The sequence below is a fragment of the Corynebacterium sp. UBA2622 genome, from assembly GCF_002339505.1.
GTDB lineage: Bacteria > Actinomycetota > Actinomycetes > Mycobacteriales > Mycobacteriaceae > Corynebacterium.
In genome coordinates this window covers 292953-307923 of record NZ_DDJO01000009.1, presented here as the reverse complement: position 1 = coordinate 307923, position 14971 = coordinate 292953, and the positions used below count along the sequence as shown (strand labels likewise).

Here is a 14971-nt window from a genome sequence, read left to right as displayed (position 1 = left end):
CGTTCACCGCCATGCGTGCCCGAGGCGCCAAGTCGACCGACCTCGCGATCCTGGTCGTGGCGGCCGATGACGGTGTCATGCCCCAAACCGTGGAGGCGATCAACCACGCCAAGGCGGCTGACCTGCCGATCGTGGTGGCCGTGAACAAGGTGGATAAGCCCGAGGCCCAGCCGGACAAGATCCGTGGCCAGCTCACCGAGTACGGTCTCGTGCCCGAGGAATACGGCGGCGACACCATGTTCGTGGACATTTCCGCCAAGCAGGGCACCGGCATCGAGGAACTGCTCGAAGCAGTCCTGCTGACCGCCGATGCCGCGCTTGACCTTCGCGCTAACCCGGAGATGGATGCGCAGGGCATCGCGATCGAGTCCCACCTCGACCGCGGCCGTGGCCCCGTCTCCACCGTTATCGTGCAGCGCGGCACCCTCCGTGTCGGCGATTCCATCGTCGTGGGCGGCAACTACGGACGCGTGCGCCGCATGGTTGACGAGTGGGGCAACGATGTCGAGGAGGCGGAGCCCTCCCGTCCGGTGCAGGTGCAGGGTCTCAACGGCGTGCCGGGCCCCGGTGACAACCTCCTGGTAGTCGAGGACGACCGCGTCGCCCGCCAGATCGCGGCCCAGCGCGATGCGCGAATCCGCTCGGCGCGTCAGGCGCGCTCGAAGAAGCGCGTCTCCCTGGAGAACCTGGATCAGGCTCTGAAGGAGACCAGCCAGCTCAACCTCATCCTCAAGGGCGACAACGCCGGTTCGGTGGAGGCCCTCGAGGAGGCACTGCTCAAGCTCGACATCGACGACGAGGTGGAGGTCAACATCATCGACCGCGGCGTCGGTGCGGTGACGCAGACCAACGTGGTGCTCGCCTCGGCGTCGGATGCGATCATCGTCGCGTTCAACGTCCGCGCCGAGGGCAAGGCCACCGAGGAGGCCAACGCCGAGGGCGTGGAGATCCGCTACTACTCGGTGATCTACAAGGTCATCGAGGACGTGGAGAACGCGCTCAAGGGCATGCTCAAGCCCATCTACGAGGAGCGCGAGATCGGCTCCGCGGAGATCCGCCAGATCTTCCGCGCGTCCTCCGTGGGCCTCATCGCGGGCTGCATGGTCACGGACGGCAAGGTGCGCCGCAACGCGAAGTGCCGCCTCGTGCGCGACGGCAACGTCATTACCGAGGAGGCGACGATCCAGTCGCTGCGCCGCGAGAAGGACGACGTGACCGAGGTCGACAAGGGTTACGAATGCGGCATGGTCCTGTCGTACCCGAACATCGAGGTCGACGACGTGGTCCAGGTCTACGAGATGGTGGAGGTCCCCCGCTCCTAGGCGGTGGCACCATCCCCTGCGCTCCCGCGCCAGCCGGCAGGCTCCGACCCGCAACCGGGGCGGGGCCTGCCGGCCTTTTCGCGGTGTCACCCGCGTGGGGGCCGGGCGCGGGAGGCGCTGTAGAATACCGGGGACACCACCCGCCCGCGGCGGGACCGGCACCAGCTCTGTTCGGGTGGGCCGGGGGCGACGCGGGCCCGAAACGCGGATTCCGCACGCGGACCTGCACGAAGGAGCTATGATGGCCGAGAACCCCCGCGCACAGCGTTTGGCAAAGCGCATCCAGGAGATCGTGGCACGCGCAATCGAACGCCAGGTCAAGGACCGCCGCCTCGAGCTCGTGACCATCACGGACGTGCGGGTGACGGGGGATCTCCACGACGCGACCGTTTACTACACGGTCCGGGGCCGCGAGATCGATGACGAACCCGATTACGATCAGGCGGCCGAGGCCCTGAACAGGGCCCGCGGCCAGCTCCGCAAGATCGTCGGCGATGAGCTGAGCGTCCGCTTCACCCCGACGCTCTCCTTCGAGCAGGACACAGTCCCCGAAGCCTCCGCCCGCATGGAGGAACTGCTCAACCGCGCACGTGAGCGCGACGCTGAGCTCGCCCGTCTCCGCGCCAACGCCACCCCCGCCGGGGAGGGTAACCCGTACAAAACCACCGAAGAATGATGCACACCTGAAAGTAGGATTCATGCCGCTGTTGTTCCCCGAGCTCGAGGACGAGTTCGCCCGGGCCGCACGTTTGCTTGGCGACGCCCACTCCATCGCCGTCATCGCCCACGTCAAGCCGGACGCGGACGCCGTCGGCTCCGCCTGCGGCCTGGCGGCGGGCCTGTGCAAGGCGGGACACGACGCCCGGGTCTTCATCGGCCAGTCGTTCCCTCACCCCGGCAACCTCGAGACGATCCCCGGAATCGGCGGCATCTCCTACACGGACACGCTGCCGGAAGCGGACCTCGTCGTCACCGTCGACTGCGCCTCCGTCGACCGCACGGGCGCGTTCCGCCCATACCTGGAGCGCAACCGGGACAACCTCCTGGTCATCGACCACCACGAGACCAACCCGGGTTTCGGTGCGACGAACCTGGTGGTCGTCGCGGAATCAACCACCACGCTGGTGCGTGAACTGTTCACGCACATGGGTATCGAGCTCGACCACGAGATCGCGCACTGCCTCTACGCGGGGCTGGTCACCGACACGGGCAACTTCCGCTGGGGCACCCCGCGGATGCACCTGCTGGCCGCCGAGCTCATCGGCTACGGCCTGGACACCAGGGAGATCGTCATGCAGCTCATGGACTCGCTCACCGCGGAGGACCTGAGACTGCTGGGCGGTGTCCTGGCCGCGATGGAGCGCCGGGAGGCGGCGGGCCGCGACGTGTGCGTGCTCACCATCCCCTCCGCGGATCTGGAGCAGATGAGCCAGACCGCCGTGGAGGCCGTCATCGATTACGCCCGTACCCTGCGGGGCAGCGACGTTGGCGTGGTGTTCAAGGAGCAGCGCCCGGAGCGCTGGAGCGTCTCCCTGCGCTCGAGTGTCCTCGATGTCTCGCTCGTGGCCCAGCGCCTCGGCGGCGGCGGCCACGTTCCCGCCGCCGGGCTGAGCCTCGCCGGACCGCGGGCGGAGGCGCTGGCGGCGATCCTGGATTCCATCGTCGCCGAGATCCACTCCCAGGCCTGATGGTCGGGGAGGTGACGGCCCGCCGCATCCTGGGTCTCGCGCTTCCCGCCCTGGGGGTCCTCGCGGCCAGCCCCCTGTACCTGCTCTTCGACACGGCGGTCGTGGGCAGGCTGGGCACCTCCCAGCTGGCGGCCCTGGCCGCGGGAACCGCCGTGCAATCCACCGTGACCACCCAGCTGACCTTCCTCTCCTACGGCACAACCGCCCGTGCCTCCCGGCTTTTCGGAGCGGGCCGCCGGGAGGCGGCGGTGGCCGAGGGCGTCCAGGCCACGTGGGTGGCGCTCTTAGTCGGTCTCACCCTCGCCGCCCTCGTGTGGCTGTTCGCCTTCCCGGTGGCGCTCTTCCTCACCAACGACGCCGCCACGGCCCGCGAGGCGGTGCGGTGGATGCGCGTCGCCGCGTTCGCCATACCCCTGACGCTCATCATCATGGCCGGCAACGGGTGGCTGCGGGGGGTGCAGAACACCCGCCTGCCCTTCGTGCTCACCCTGTGCGGCCTGGTGCCCGGTGCGGCGTGCCTTCCGCTTTTTGTCGCCCGGTGGGGATTGGTCGGCTCAGCCACCGCCAACGTCCTGGGCATGGGCATCACCGCGTCCCTTTTTCTCGCGGTGCTCGCTCGCAACCACAAAGGCCCCTGGGCGCCGCGCCCCGGGGTGATCCGCGAGCAGCTGGTCCTCGGCCGCGACCTCATCGTGCGCTCACTCTCCTTCCAGGTTTCCTTCCTTGCCGCGGCGGCCGTCGCCGGCCGCGTGGGGGTCGCCGCACTCGCTGCGCACCAGGTCATGCTGCAGCTGTGGAACTTCCTCACCCTCGTGCTCGATTCCCTCGCCATCGCGGCGCAGACTCTCACCGGCTCCTCGCTCGGCAGGGGCGAGGTGGGGCAGGCCCGCTTTGTGGGGGTGCAGTCCACGCGGTTCTCCACCGGGTTCTCCCTGGTCCTCGCGGGGGCGTTCGCCCTTTTCGCGGGGCCGATCCAATCGGTCTTCACCTCCGACCCGGCAGTGCGCGGGTCACTCGCCGTGCCCTGGTGGATCCTCATCGCGATGATCGTCGCGGGCGGGATCGTCTTCGCGCTCGACGGAGTGCTCCTCGGGGCGGGCGACGCCTCCTGCCTGCGCAACCTCACCGTGTTTTCTGTTCTCCTGGGGTTTCTCCCGGTGGTGCTCCTTTCCCTGCACTTCGGGTGGGGGCTGGCGGGGATCTGGGCGGGGCACCTGCTGTCGGTGCTGATCCGCCTCGTTGGGGTGGTCACCCGCTTCCGGTCGATGAAGTGGGCCCGCGTCGGCGGCGTGTAGCGCTTCACGACGCCCCATGCCCGTGTGGTAGCAATGAGGGCATGACCACCACCCTGTGGGCCGTGGCGGACCTCCACGCCGCGGTGAAGGCGAACGGCCCGAGGATCGAGGCGATACAGCCCGCCGATCCCTCGGACTGGCTCATCGTCGCGGGTGACGTGGCGGAGAAGTTCGACCTCATCCTCCGGGTGATGGGGCAACTGGCAGGGCGCTTCGACACCGTGGTGTGGGCCCCGGGCAACCACGAGCTCTTCTGCCGCTCGGCGGACCGCTACAGGGGGAGGGAGAAGTACGCCGCGCTGGTGCACGCGCTGCGGGAGATCGGGGTGGTGACCCCGGAGGACCCGTACCCCGTCTTCGGGGGCGTGACCGTCGCACCGCTGTTCACCCTCTACGACTACTCTTTCCGGGCACCGGGGATGACGGTGGAGGAGGCGGTGGCCGCCGCGCGGGAGAAGAACATCATGATGACGGACGAGTTCGCCATCGCCCCCTTCGTCGACGTGCGCGCCTGGTGCTGGGACCGTCTCGCCTACACCACCAAGCGGCTCTCGCGCATCGAGGGGCCGACGATCCTGGTCAACCACTGGCCCCTGGTGCAGGAGCCGATTATGCGGATGAGGTGGTCGGAGGTCGCCCTGTGGTGCGGGACCCGGCACACCCGCAGCTGGGCCAGGCGCTACAACGCGCAGGCGGTCATCTACGGCCACCTGCACATGCCCGGGGTCACGGTGGTGGACGGCATCGAGCACATCGAGGTTTCCCTGGGCTACCCCCGGGAGTGGCAGGGCCCCTGGCACCCGGCGGCGTGGCCGTACCCGGTGATGAGGTTGGAAAAGTGATGCAGGACCTCGACCTCTTCCCGGCGCACGCCCGCTTCATCTACATCCGGACGGACGACAACCGCGACCTGACGAACTACCGGGAACTGCACCCCGAGGAGCAGGGGCTCGTCAGCCGGGCCGTCGACGTTCGCAAGGGCGAGTTCGGCGACGCCCGCTGGTGCGCCCACCAGGCGCTGCGCGAGCTCGGGGTGCACACCGACCAGGCGATCCTGCGCGGGGACCGGGGGATGCCGCTGTGGCCCGAGGGGTACACCGGCTCACTGACCCACACCGAGGGGTTCCGCGCGGCCGTGGCGGCCCCGACGCGCCACGTTCTGTCCATGGGGCTGGACGCCGAGCCCGCCGCTCCGCTGCCCGAGGAGGTTGTGGGGGAGATCGCGCGCGCCCGCGAGCGCAAGCAAATCGACAGGATGCGCCATGCCGGTGTGGAGTGGGCCGACAGGCTCGTCTTCTGCGCCAAGGAGGCCACCTACAAGTGCTGGTTCCCCCTCACGCGGCGCTGGCTGGGGTTCCCCGAGGCGGAGATCGACATCCGGGAGGACGGAACGTTCCTGGCCTACATTCTCGCCCGGCCCACCCCGGTTCCCTTCTTCGAGGGCCGCTGGGAGGAGCGCGGCGGGTACATCATCGCCTCAGCGTTTGTCACCCGGACGTTTACGGCAAAATTCGCCCGCTGAAGCGGGGTCAGAGGGTCGACGGCCGCGCCACGAACACGGTCGACAGCCGTTTGCCCTGCTCCCTGACCAGCGCGACGGCCCGCCCGTCCGGGCCGACCGCGGCATGGACGCCGGCGAGCCCGCGGGGCTCGAGCCACTTGCCCATTGCGAGGGCGTCGTACTCATCCCCGGTCACGTCGAGCACCGGCCAGGCGCGCTTCATCGCCTCATCGAGGGTGAGGCTGAGGGTGGGCTCGTTCTCAAGCCGGGGGAGGGTGAGGGCGTCGTCAAGCGAGAAATCGGCGACCCTCTCGCGGCGCAGCGCGGTGAGGTGCCCCCCGACCCCGAGGTCCGCCCCGAGGTCGCGCGCGAGGGAGCGGATGTAGGTGCCGGAGGAGCAGTGAACGCGCGCGTCGATGTCGGTGTAGGGACCCTCCCGGCGGATGCCGTGGATGTCGAAGGTGAATACCGTCACCGGGCGGGCGGGCAGATCCACCTCGATGCCCTCGCGCACGAGCTCGTGGGCGCGTCGGCCCCCGACCTTGATCGCGGAGACGCTCGACGGGACCTGCAGGATCTCGCCCGTGAGCTTCTCGACGCCGCCGCGGACCGCCTCCTCCGTCACCCCGGAGGAGTCCGCGGTGAAGGCGACCTCCCCCTCGGCGTCGTCGGTGCTGGTGGACGCCCCGAGGCGGATGGTGGCCGCGTAAACCTTCTCACCGGCGACGAGGTGGGCGAGGAGTTTTGTTCCGCGCTCGATCCCGGCCACGAGGACGCCCGTGGCCATGGGATCGAGGGTGCCGGCGTGGCCGACCTTGCGTGTGCCGAAGATGCGGCGCAGGCGGGCGACGACGTCGTGGCTCGTCATGCCGGCTGGCTTGTCCACGACGACGATTCCGGAGGTGGAGAGGGGATCGGGCATAGTGACCATAGTGGCACAGCATGCCGTAATCTGGTCCCGTGGATATTTTGCGCGGCCTGGACGAGGTTCCGGAGGGATTCGGCCAGCCGGACGGAACTGTGGTGACCATCGGCGTCTTCGACGGCGTACACAGGGGTCACCAGCTGCTCATTTCCCGTGCGGTGGAGGAAGCCCGCGCCCTCGGCGTGCCCAGCGTGGTGATGACCTTCGACCCCCACCCCGTCGCGGTCTTCGACCCCGAGCACGCGCCGGACGCACTCCTTACACTGGACGAACGGGCCCAGCACATTGCGGCCCTCGGTGTTGATCATCTGCTGGTCATCGACTTCCGCCGTGAACTCGCCGGGGACACCCCGGAACAGTACGTCACCGGCACTCTCGCCGGCCGGCTGCACGCGCGCGAGGTTGTCGTGGGGGAGAACTTCACGTTCGGCCGCGGTGCGGAGGGCACGGCGCGCACGATGGTCGAGCTGGGGCGCGCCCACGGCATCGAGGTCACCGTCGTGGGGCTTCTCGGCGACGGCAGCGCCCGTATCTGCTCCACCGCCATCCGGGAAAAGCTCGCCCAGGGCAACATCGATGCCGCCCACGACTACATGGGCCGCCCCTTCGCCGTGACGGCGCCCGTCGAGCGCGGCGCAGGCCGCGGGGGGCGCGAGCTCGGGTACCCCACGGCCAACCAGTACGTGGAGGACATCACAGCGCTTCCCGCCGACGGGGTTTACGCCGGGTGGCTCACGATCGTGGACGACGGCCCGATTGACGGCGACATGGAACCCGGCCTGCGCTACCCCGCGGCCATCTCCGTGGGCACCAACCCAACCTTCGGCGACTCCCGGCGCAGCGTGGAGTCCTTCATCCTCGACCGGGACGCGGACCTCTACGGACGCACCGCGCGCGTGGAGTTCGTGGGCAAGGTCCGCGACATGGTGAAGTTCGACTCCACGGAGGAACTTCTCTCGCACATGGCGCGAGATGTCGCCCGCACCCGGGATATCCTGCGCCTCGACGCCACCTAACGCCAACCAGAGAGGAAAGCCAGCCATGACCCGGAAGATCATTCTCGACCTCGACACAGGCATCGACGACGCGCTCGCCATCGCCTACACCCTCGGCAGCGAGGAACTCGAGCTCATCGGTGTCACGGGCACCTACGGCAACGTCGTCGTCGAGGACGGCGTGCGCAACGCCCTGGCCATCCTCGAGCTCTTCGGGCGCAGCGACGTGCCGGTCTTCGCCGGACCCTCCCATGCCCGCGCGGTGGACCGCTTCGAGGTCATGGAGATTTCCGCTTTCATCCACGGGGTCAACGGTATCGGCGAGGCGGAGCTGCCGGACGCGAAGAGGGGCGTCGAGAAGCGGTCGGCGGTGGACTTCCTCGTTGAGTCGGTGGAGCGCCACGGCGATGACCTGGTGATCGTGCCCACCGGGCCGTCGACCACGATAGCGGCGGCCATCGAGGCCTCGGACCACTTCGCGGATCACGCCCACATCGTCATGATGGGCGGGGCTCTCGCGGTGCCCGGCAACGTCAACGCGTGGGCCGAGGCGAACGTGAGCCAGGACCCGGAGGCGACCGACCTCCTCTTTCGCAGGGCGAAGGACGTCACGATGATCGGCCTCGACGTGACGCTGCAGACCCTGCTCACGAAGGATGAGACCGCGACCTGGGCGGCGCTCGGCACGCGCGGAGGGGACTTCCTCGCCGCCGCGGCGAACTACTACATCAAGGCCTACGAAACCACCGCCCCCCACCTCGGCGGGTGCGGCCTCCACGACCCCCTGGCCGTGGCCGTCGCCGCGGACCCGAGCCTGGTCACCCTCCACCACATCAACTTGAAGACCGACACCGAGGGCGCCACCCGCGGGCGGACCATCGGTGATGAGACACGCCTCAACGACCCGGTGAAGACCGCGCACGTCGCCGTGGGGGTCGACGTCCCGCGATTCCTCGGGGAGTTCATGAGGCGCATCACCGCGCTGGCGGCCTCGACCGGCTAGGGGATTTCGGGTTCGGGCAAAACCCGGGTACTCTGAAACACCGGCTTTGGGCGCGTACGCGTGACTGTGGTTCGCAGCAGTCCCGCCCGGAAGCGACACCACGCAATGCGGACTGAAATAACCAAGGAGAACTCATGGCGCTGACCACTGAGAAGAAGGCAGAGATCCTCAAGAACTACGGCCTCCACGAGACCGATACCGGCTCCCCGGAGGCCCAGGTTGCACTGCTCACCGAGCGCATCAACACGCTGACCGAGCACCTGAAGATGCACAAGCACGACCACCACTCCCGCCGTGGCCTGCTGCTGATGGTCGGCCGCCGCCGCGGTCTGCTCAAGTACCTGCGCGAGAACAACGTCGAGCGCTACCGCGAGCTCATCGCCCGCCTCGGCCTGCGCCGCTAAGGGCTTCGGGCCCCACCGGGCCCCGCACCGCTCCACCCCCGGGTGGGGCGGTTTTTCGCGTTTGGGCGACGCCGCCTCCCACCGTGGCGCACAGGCGTTCTACCTGGTAACATGTTCAAACGTTGCAGACAGCAGTCAAACGGCGGCACCGACGATCGCCGAGAACACAAGGAGAGCTTCCTTTGAGCAATTTCACCCCCAAGAACGCCCACGAGGTCCACGTCGACGAGGACTACGGAACCACGGAGGCGGTGGCGGTCCTCGACAACGGTGACTTTGGCACCCGCACCATCCGCTTCGAGACGGGCCTGCTGGCCCGCCAGGCGGGCGGCTCCGTCACCACGTACCTCGACGAGGACACGATGATGCTGGCCACCACCACGGCCTCCAACCAGCCGCGCGAAGGCGTCGACTTCTTCCCGCTGACCGTGGATGTCGAGGAGCGCATGTACGCGGCGGGCCGTATCCCGGGCTCCTTCTTCCGCCGCGAGGGCCGCCCCTCCACCGAGGCTATTCTGGCCTGCCGCCTCATCGACCGACCGCTGCGCCCGACCTTTGTCAAGGGGCTGCGCAACGAGGTGCAGGTGGTCATCACGGTGCTGTCGATGGACCCGGAGGAGTACTACGACGTTGTCGCGATCAACGGCGCCTCCGCCGCCACCCAACTTTCCGGCCTCCCGGTCTCCGGCCCGGTCGGCGGTGTGCGTATGGCGTACGTCGTGGACGAGGACCACGCCGACGGCCAGTGGATCGCCTTCCCGAACCACGACCAGCACGACAACTGCATCTTCGAGATGGTCGTCGCGGGCCGCATCGTGGAGCGCAAGGGCGGGAAGTCGGATGACGTGGCGATCATGATGGTCGAGGCGGGCGCCGGCGTGAACGTCGTCAAGCGCGTCAACGACGGCGCCCCCGCGCCGACCGAGGCCACCGTCGCGGAGGGCCTCGAGGCCGCCAAGCCTTACATCCGCACGCTCTGCGAGGCCCAGGCCGAGCTGGCCGAGGAGGCGGCGAAGGAGACGCAGGAGTTCCAACTCTTCCCGCCGTACACCGACAAGGTCTACCGCGCCGTGGAGAAGAGGGCCGCGAAGAAGCTGTCCTCGCTGATGACCATCAAGGGCAAGCAGGACCGCGACGAGGCCACGAACGCGTACATGGAGGAGATCGAGAAGGACCTCCTGGACAAGTTCGACATCGACGACGACGACCGCGAGGAGGAGCGCGCCGCGTCCAAGGAGATCCGCGCCGCCTATAACGCGCTGATGAAGTCCATCGTGCGTGAGAAGATCCTCACCGACGGCTTCCGCATCGACGGTCGCGGCACCACGGACATCCGCGACCTCGAGGTCGAGGTGGAGCTCATCCCGCGCGCACACGGCTCGGCTCTGTTCGAGCGCGGCGAGACCCAGATTCTCGGTGTGACCACGCTCGACATGCTCAAGATGGAGCAGACGGTGGACTCGCTCTCCCCGGAGAAGTCGAAGCACTACATCCACCACTACAACTTCCCGCCCTACTCCACGGGCGAGACCGGCCGCGTCGGCTCCCCGAAGCGCCGCGAGATCGGGCACGGTGCGCTCGCCGAGCGTGCGCTGCTGCCGGTGATCCCCTCCAGGGAGGAGTTCCCCTACACCATCCGCCAGGTTTCCGAGGCCCTCGGGTCCAACGGTTCGACCTCCATGGGCTCGGTGTGCGCCTCGACCCTCTCGCTGTACAACGCGGGGGTGCCGCTTGCCGCGCCGGTGGCCGGCATCGCGATGGGCCTTGTCTCCGGAGAGGTTGACGGGGAGACCGAGTACGTCGCGCTGACCGACATTCTCGGCGCCGAGGATGCGTTCGGCGACATGGACTTCAAGGTGGCCGGTACCCGCGAGTTCATCACCGCCCTGCAGCTGGACACCAAGCTCGACGGCATCCCGTCCAACGTCCTTGCCGATGCCCTGAACCAGGCTCGCGACGCCCGCGAGGCGATCCTCGACACCATGGCGGAGGTTATCGACGGCCCCGACGAGATGAGCCCGTTCGCCCCCAAGATCACCACGGTCAAGGTGCCCGTCTCCAAGATCGGCGAGGTCATCGGCCCGAAGGGCAAGACCATCAACCAGATCACGGAGGACACCGGAGCCAACATCTCCATCGAGGACGACGGCACGATCTACGTCTCCGCCGCTTCCGGGGAATCCGCCGACGCCGCGATCGAGCGCATCAACGGCATCGCCAACCCGCAGATGCCGAAGGTGGGGGAGCACTACCTCGGCACTGTGGTCAAGGCCGTAGCATTCGGGGCGTTCGTGTCCATCCTCCCGGGCACCGACGGCCTGATCCACATCTCGAAGCTCGGCGGCAACAAGCGCATCGAGAACGTGGAGGATGTCATCCACGTGGGTGACAAGATCGAGGTCGAGATCGCGGACATCGACAACCGCGGCAAGATCTCGCTGGTTCCGGTCGAGGAGAACTAGAGCTCGGCCCGGCACCGCCTATCGACGCCCGACGGCCCCACCGGGGTTCGCCGGGCGTTTCCCTTTTCTACTGCTGGATGTCGATGACCAGGCGGGCCGGGTTTTCCAGTGTGTATGCCCGGTAGGGCCGCTGCTGGTCGAGGCCGATGACGTACTGGGAGTCCGCCTCGAAGACCCCGCCATGCGTCACCCCCTGGACCGTGCCGGAAGCGAGGTTCATCGGACCCGCCTTCACCAAGTCCTCGCGCTGGCTGACCATCCCCATCGGGGTGCCCTGGATCATGACCTCCAGGAAGGCGTTGCCGGTTACATCGAGCGGGTAACCGGACGCCTGCTGGCGGGGCTCGGGGTTGTAGGCCACGTGGTAGCCGGGCAAGCCCGCACCGGTGAACTCGAAGACGACCCGGTCGAATCCTTCGTGGGTGCCGAGGCGAACGTCGCTGACGGTTAGCTCCGTGCCGGGGGCCGGGTCCTGGTCGGACTGGTCGGGGGTGAACAGGAGACCGGCTCTGACCTCGTCGGAGGTCGAGGCGGCCTGTGCCGTGGCGGTGGTCGTCGCAGTCGCGGAGGAGGTTGTGGTCGGGGGGTTCGCGGGGGAGCTGACGGATGGGTTGCCGGCGGAGGTGGGGGAGGTGGCCGTGCTGCCCCGGTCGTCGGGGGAGCAGGCGGCGAGCCCCAGCGCCACCGCGACGGCAACGCCGGTTGCCATCAGCGGCATGGGGCGGTTGGTGCGGGAGGGGCGGCTGTTGTGTCTCATGGCGCCCACTTTATCGGGGTGGCCGTGGGGTGTCGTGGAGTTCTCCCGAACCGTGAGGCAATCGTGATTGAAACCCGCGTGAGGCGATAGAGTGGCCGGGTAGGAAAAGCCCCGGCACCGGCCGGGGGCTGAGGAGAAGGAGACCCCTGTGGCGATCAAGGTTGGAGTTCTGGGAGCACGCGGGCGCGTCGGCTCGGCGGTTGTGGAGGGGATCAAGTCGGCCGGAGACCTCGAGCTCGTCGCCGAAATCGACCACGGTGATTCCCTCGCCGATCTGACGAAGAACTCCGCGGAGGTGGTGGTGGACTTCACCACCCCCGGAGCGGTAATGGACAACCTGGAGTTCTGCATCAACCACGGCATCCACTGCGTGGTGGGCACCACCGGCTTCGATGACGAGCGCTACGAGAAGGTGCGCGCCTGGCTGGAGAACAACGAGAACGTCGGTGTGCTCATCGCCCCCAACTTCGCGATCTCGGCGGTCCTCACGATGGCCTTCGCGCGTCAGGCTGCCCCGTACTTCGAATCGGCCGAGGTGGTGGAGTTCCACCACCCGAACAAGCTGGACGCACCCTCGGGCACCGCGGTGAAGACGGCCCAGGGGATCGCCGAGGCGCGGTGCGCGGCGGGTATGGGCTCGATGCCCGACGCCACGGAGCAGAGCCTCGACGGCGCCCGGGGCACGGACGTGGACGGTGTGAAGGTCCACGCGGTGCGCATGACCGGGATGGTCGCCCACGAGGAGGTCATCTTCGGGACGACCGATCAGTCGCTGACCATCCGCCAGGACTCCTACGGCCGGGAATCCTTCGTTCCCGGTGTACTCACCGGCGTGCGTCAGGTGGCGGACCACCAGGGACTGACCGTCGGCCTGGACAAGTACCTGGGGCTGTAGCTGATGGCGGCTGAATCAGCCCTGCGCGTCCAGCTCATCGCCGCATCCCGGCTTACTCCGCCCGCCGGAGTTGACTGGGTGCCCGACCCGGGTGCGACGGATGCGGAATCCCTCGTCGAGTTCGCCGGGCGGGCCTGCTACGAGACGTTCAACAGGCCCAACCCGCATACCGCGTCCAACGAGGCGTACCTGCACCACATCGTGGATGTGGGCCACGACGCCCTGCTTGAGCACGCGACCGCCACCGTCTACATCACGGGTCTTTCGCGTGCCGCCGGCAACGAGCTGCTCCGGCACCGCCACTTCTCCTTCTCCCAGCTGAGTCAGCGTTACGTCCACACCGATGACAGCCAGGTTGTGGTTCCGCCCGCGATCGCCGCGGACCCCGAGCTGCACTCACTGTTCCTCCGCGCCGTGGATGAAGCCCGCTTCGCCTACGCCGAGCTGCTCCACGCCCTCGAGGAGGACCGCACGGGGGAGCAGAATTCCCTCCTGCGCAGCAAGAAGGCGCGCCAGGCCGCGCGCGCGATCCTGCCGAACGCCACGGAAACGCGCTTCGTGGTCACGGGCAATTACCGCACGTGGCGCGAGTTTATTGCCGCGCGGGCCTCGGAACACGCCGACGTGGAGATCCGCACCCTCGCCGTTACCTGCCTCGAGTTGCTCAGGGGAACGGCACCGGCGCTATTCGATGACTTCCTGATCAGCACCCTGGCAGACGGAACCCGAATGGCCACGAGCCCTTACATCCAGTAGGCGGGCCCGGCGCGGTGGTGGCACGGCCGCCACCCGTTCCGGGTAATCTGGTTGCCCATGGGCACATCACTGAAAGCTAACACCGGTGCGGAAATCTTCGGCACCGTTTCCGTCGCCATGGTCACCCCGTTCGACGCGAACGGCGAACTCGATCTGGACGCGGGGCGGAAGTTGGCTGCCCACCTTGTGGAAAACGGGGTCGATTCCCTGGTGCTCGCCGGGACGACCGGCGAGTCACCGACCACCACCCCCGGCGAGAAGATCGCTCTGCTGAAGGCTGTGCGCGACGAGCTGGGGGACAGGGCCGTCATCATCGCCGGGGCGGGGACGAACAATACCCGCAGCACGGTGGACATGGCGGTCGCGTCGAAGGAGGCCGGTGCGGATGCCCTGCTCGTGGTCACCCCCTATTACTCCAAGCCCTCCCAGGCCGGGCTCGTGGCGCACTACAACGCGGTCGCGGCCGCCACGGACCTGCCGATCTGCCTCTATGACATCCCGGGACGCTCCGGCATCCCACTGGAGGAGGAGACGATCCGCGAGCTCGCCGACATCCCCACCATCATGGCCCTGAAGGACGCGAAGGGAAACTTCTTCCAGGCGGCCCCCCTGATGCGCGAGACTGGACTGGCCTGGTATTCTGGCGACGATCCGCTCAACGTGCCGTGGCTCTCCCTCGGCGCCACCGGAGTTATTTCGGTGGTCGGCCATGCCGCGCCGCGCCTCCTGCGCGAGATGATTACAAGCTTCGAGGAAGGCGACCTCGCCCGCGTGCGGGAAATCAACGCCACCACCATCGACGTGCTGGCCCGACAGCAGGCACTTCTCGGTGGTGCGACATTTGCAAAAGCAGCCCTGCGCCTGCAGGGCATTGACGTGGGGGATCCCCGCCTCCCGGTCGCACCCGCGACACCGGAGCAGGTTGGGAACCTCTGCGTAGACATGAAGAAAGCTGGAGTCCTCTAAGT

General features: G+C 68.2%; 15 protein-coding genes. 13 read left to right on the top strand and 2 right to left on the bottom strand.

Annotation, left to right across the window (positions count from 1 at the left end):
- From infB to B3611_RS04070, 6 genes are all read left to right on the top strand, one after another.
- A partial coding sequence (infB, locus tag B3611_RS04095; RefSeq protein ID WP_291313792.1) for a translation initiation factor IF-2 occupies positions 1-1322 on the top strand: 1322 nt, incomplete at its 5' end.
- 241 nt (positions 1323-1563) lie between these two features.
- Positions 1564-1998, top strand: coding sequence for a 30S ribosome-binding factor RbfA (gene rbfA, locus B3611_RS04090; RefSeq protein WP_291313791.1), 435 nt, complete (start codon positions 1564-1566; stop codon positions 1996-1998).
- 22 nt (positions 1999-2020) lie between these two features.
- Entirely contained in the window at positions 2021-3010 is a 990-nt protein-coding gene (locus B3611_RS04085; protein WP_291313790.1) for a DHH family phosphoesterase, read from the top strand.
- Positions 3010-4305, top strand: a complete 1296-nt coding sequence (locus B3611_RS04080) for an MATE family efflux transporter (RefSeq protein WP_291313789.1) — start codon at positions 3010-3012, stop codon at positions 4303-4305. The genes B3611_RS04085 and B3611_RS04080 overlap by 1 nt, the downstream gene beginning before the upstream one ends.
- Positions 4306-4346: 41 nt before the next feature.
- Positions 4347-5147 carry a metallophosphoesterase family protein gene (locus B3611_RS04075; protein WP_291313788.1) on the top strand — a complete coding sequence of 267 codons (801 nt, stop codon included), beginning with the start codon at positions 4347-4349 and terminating at the stop codon, positions 5145-5147.
- Positions 5147-5827 (top strand): 4'-phosphopantetheinyl transferase family protein, encoded by a 681-nt coding sequence (locus tag B3611_RS04070; protein ID WP_291313813.1) that lies wholly within the window; start codon positions 5147-5149, stop codon positions 5825-5827. Before B3611_RS04075 ends, B3611_RS04070 begins: the two co-directional genes overlap by 1 nt.
- Positions 5828-5834: 7 nt before the next feature.
- Here B3611_RS04070 and truB read toward each other — a convergent pair whose 3' ends face one another.
- Positions 5835-6728, bottom strand: coding sequence for a tRNA pseudouridine(55) synthase TruB (gene truB / locus B3611_RS04065; protein ID WP_291313787.1), 894 nt, complete (start codon positions 6726-6728; stop codon positions 5835-5837).
- A 38-nt stretch (positions 6729-6766) separates the two neighbouring features.
- Here truB and B3611_RS04060 point away from each other — a divergent pair, with 38 nt between their 5' ends.
- From B3611_RS04060 to B3611_RS04045, 4 genes are all read left to right on the top strand, one after another.
- Positions 6767-7747 carry a bifunctional riboflavin kinase/FAD synthetase gene (locus tag B3611_RS04060; protein ID WP_291313786.1) on the top strand — a complete coding sequence of 327 codons (981 nt, stop codon included), beginning with the start codon at positions 6767-6769 and terminating at the stop codon, positions 7745-7747.
- A gap of 25 nt (positions 7748-7772) precedes the next feature.
- Complete coding sequence (locus B3611_RS04055) at positions 7773-8729, top strand: nucleoside hydrolase (RefSeq protein WP_291313785.1); 957 nt, start codon at positions 7773-7775, stop codon at positions 8727-8729.
- Between the two features lie 134 nt (positions 8730-8863).
- The gene (gene rpsO, locus B3611_RS04050; RefSeq protein ID WP_291313784.1) at positions 8864-9133 is read left to right on the top strand and encodes a 30S ribosomal protein S15; all 270 of its coding nucleotides are present in this window, start codon (positions 8864-8866) and stop codon (positions 9131-9133) included.
- 182 nt (positions 9134-9315) lie between these two features.
- A complete protein-coding gene (locus B3611_RS04045; protein ID WP_291313783.1) occupies positions 9316-11595 on the top strand; it encodes a polyribonucleotide nucleotidyltransferase in 2280 nt (759 codons plus the stop codon).
- A gap of 67 nt (positions 11596-11662) precedes the next feature.
- Here B3611_RS04045 and B3611_RS04040 read toward each other — a convergent pair whose 3' ends face one another.
- Positions 11663-12352: an AMIN-like domain-containing (lipo)protein gene (locus B3611_RS04040; protein WP_291313782.1), complete on the bottom strand. Its 690-nt coding sequence runs from the start codon at positions 12350-12352 to the stop codon at positions 11663-11665.
- 148 nt (positions 12353-12500) lie between these two features.
- Here B3611_RS04040 and dapB point away from each other — a divergent pair, with 148 nt between their 5' ends.
- From dapB to dapA, 3 genes are read left to right on the top strand one after another with little or no spacing between them, the layout of a single operon-like run.
- Positions 12501-13247, top strand: coding sequence for a 4-hydroxy-tetrahydrodipicolinate reductase (gene dapB / locus B3611_RS04035; RefSeq protein WP_291313781.1), 747 nt, complete (start codon positions 12501-12503; stop codon positions 13245-13247).
- A gap of 3 nt (positions 13248-13250) precedes the next feature.
- On the top strand, positions 13251-14003 hold the full coding sequence (gene thyX / locus B3611_RS04030; protein ID WP_291313780.1) for an FAD-dependent thymidylate synthase: 753 nt from the start codon (positions 13251-13253) through the stop codon (positions 14001-14003).
- A 57-nt stretch (positions 14004-14060) separates the two neighbouring features.
- Positions 14061-14969 (top strand): 4-hydroxy-tetrahydrodipicolinate synthase, encoded by a 909-nt coding sequence (gene dapA / locus B3611_RS04025; RefSeq protein ID WP_291313779.1) that lies wholly within the window; start codon positions 14061-14063, stop codon positions 14967-14969.
- Positions 14970-14971 lie beyond the last annotated feature (2 nt).

Bases quoted from the DNA above. Each gene is read 5' to 3' on its own strand.
- rbfA (WP_291313791.1), top strand. From the start codon at position 1,564: ATGGCCGAGAACCCCCGCGCACAGCGTTTGGCAAAGCGCATCCAGGAG.
- B3611_RS04085 (WP_291313790.1), top strand. From the start codon at position 2,021: ATGCCGCTGTTGTTCCCCGAGCTCGAGGACGAGTTCGCCCGGGCCGCA.
- B3611_RS04080 (WP_291313789.1), top strand. From the start codon at position 3,010: ATGGTCGGGGAGGTGACGGCCCGCCGCATCCTGGGTCTCGCGCTTCCC.
- B3611_RS04075 (WP_291313788.1), top strand. From the start codon at position 4,347: ATGACCACCACCCTGTGGGCCGTGGCGGACCTCCACGCCGCGGTGAAG.
- B3611_RS04070 (WP_291313813.1), top strand. From the start codon at position 5,147: ATGCAGGACCTCGACCTCTTCCCGGCGCACGCCCGCTTCATCTACATC.
- truB (WP_291313787.1), bottom strand. From the start codon at position 6,728: ATGCCCGATCCCCTCTCCACCTCCGGAATCGTCGTCGTGGACAAGCCA.
- B3611_RS04055 (WP_291313785.1), top strand. From the start codon at position 7,773: ATGACCCGGAAGATCATTCTCGACCTCGACACAGGCATCGACGACGCG.
- rpsO (WP_291313784.1), top strand. From the start codon at position 8,864: ATGGCGCTGACCACTGAGAAGAAGGCAGAGATCCTCAAGAACTACGGC.
- B3611_RS04040 (WP_291313782.1), bottom strand. From the start codon at position 12,352: ATGAGACACAACAGCCGCCCCTCCCGCACCAACCGCCCCATGCCGCTG.
- thyX (WP_291313780.1), top strand. From the start codon at position 13,251: ATGGCGGCTGAATCAGCCCTGCGCGTCCAGCTCATCGCCGCATCCCGG.
- dapA (WP_291313779.1), top strand. From the start codon at position 14,061: ATGGGCACATCACTGAAAGCTAACACCGGTGCGGAAATCTTCGGCACC.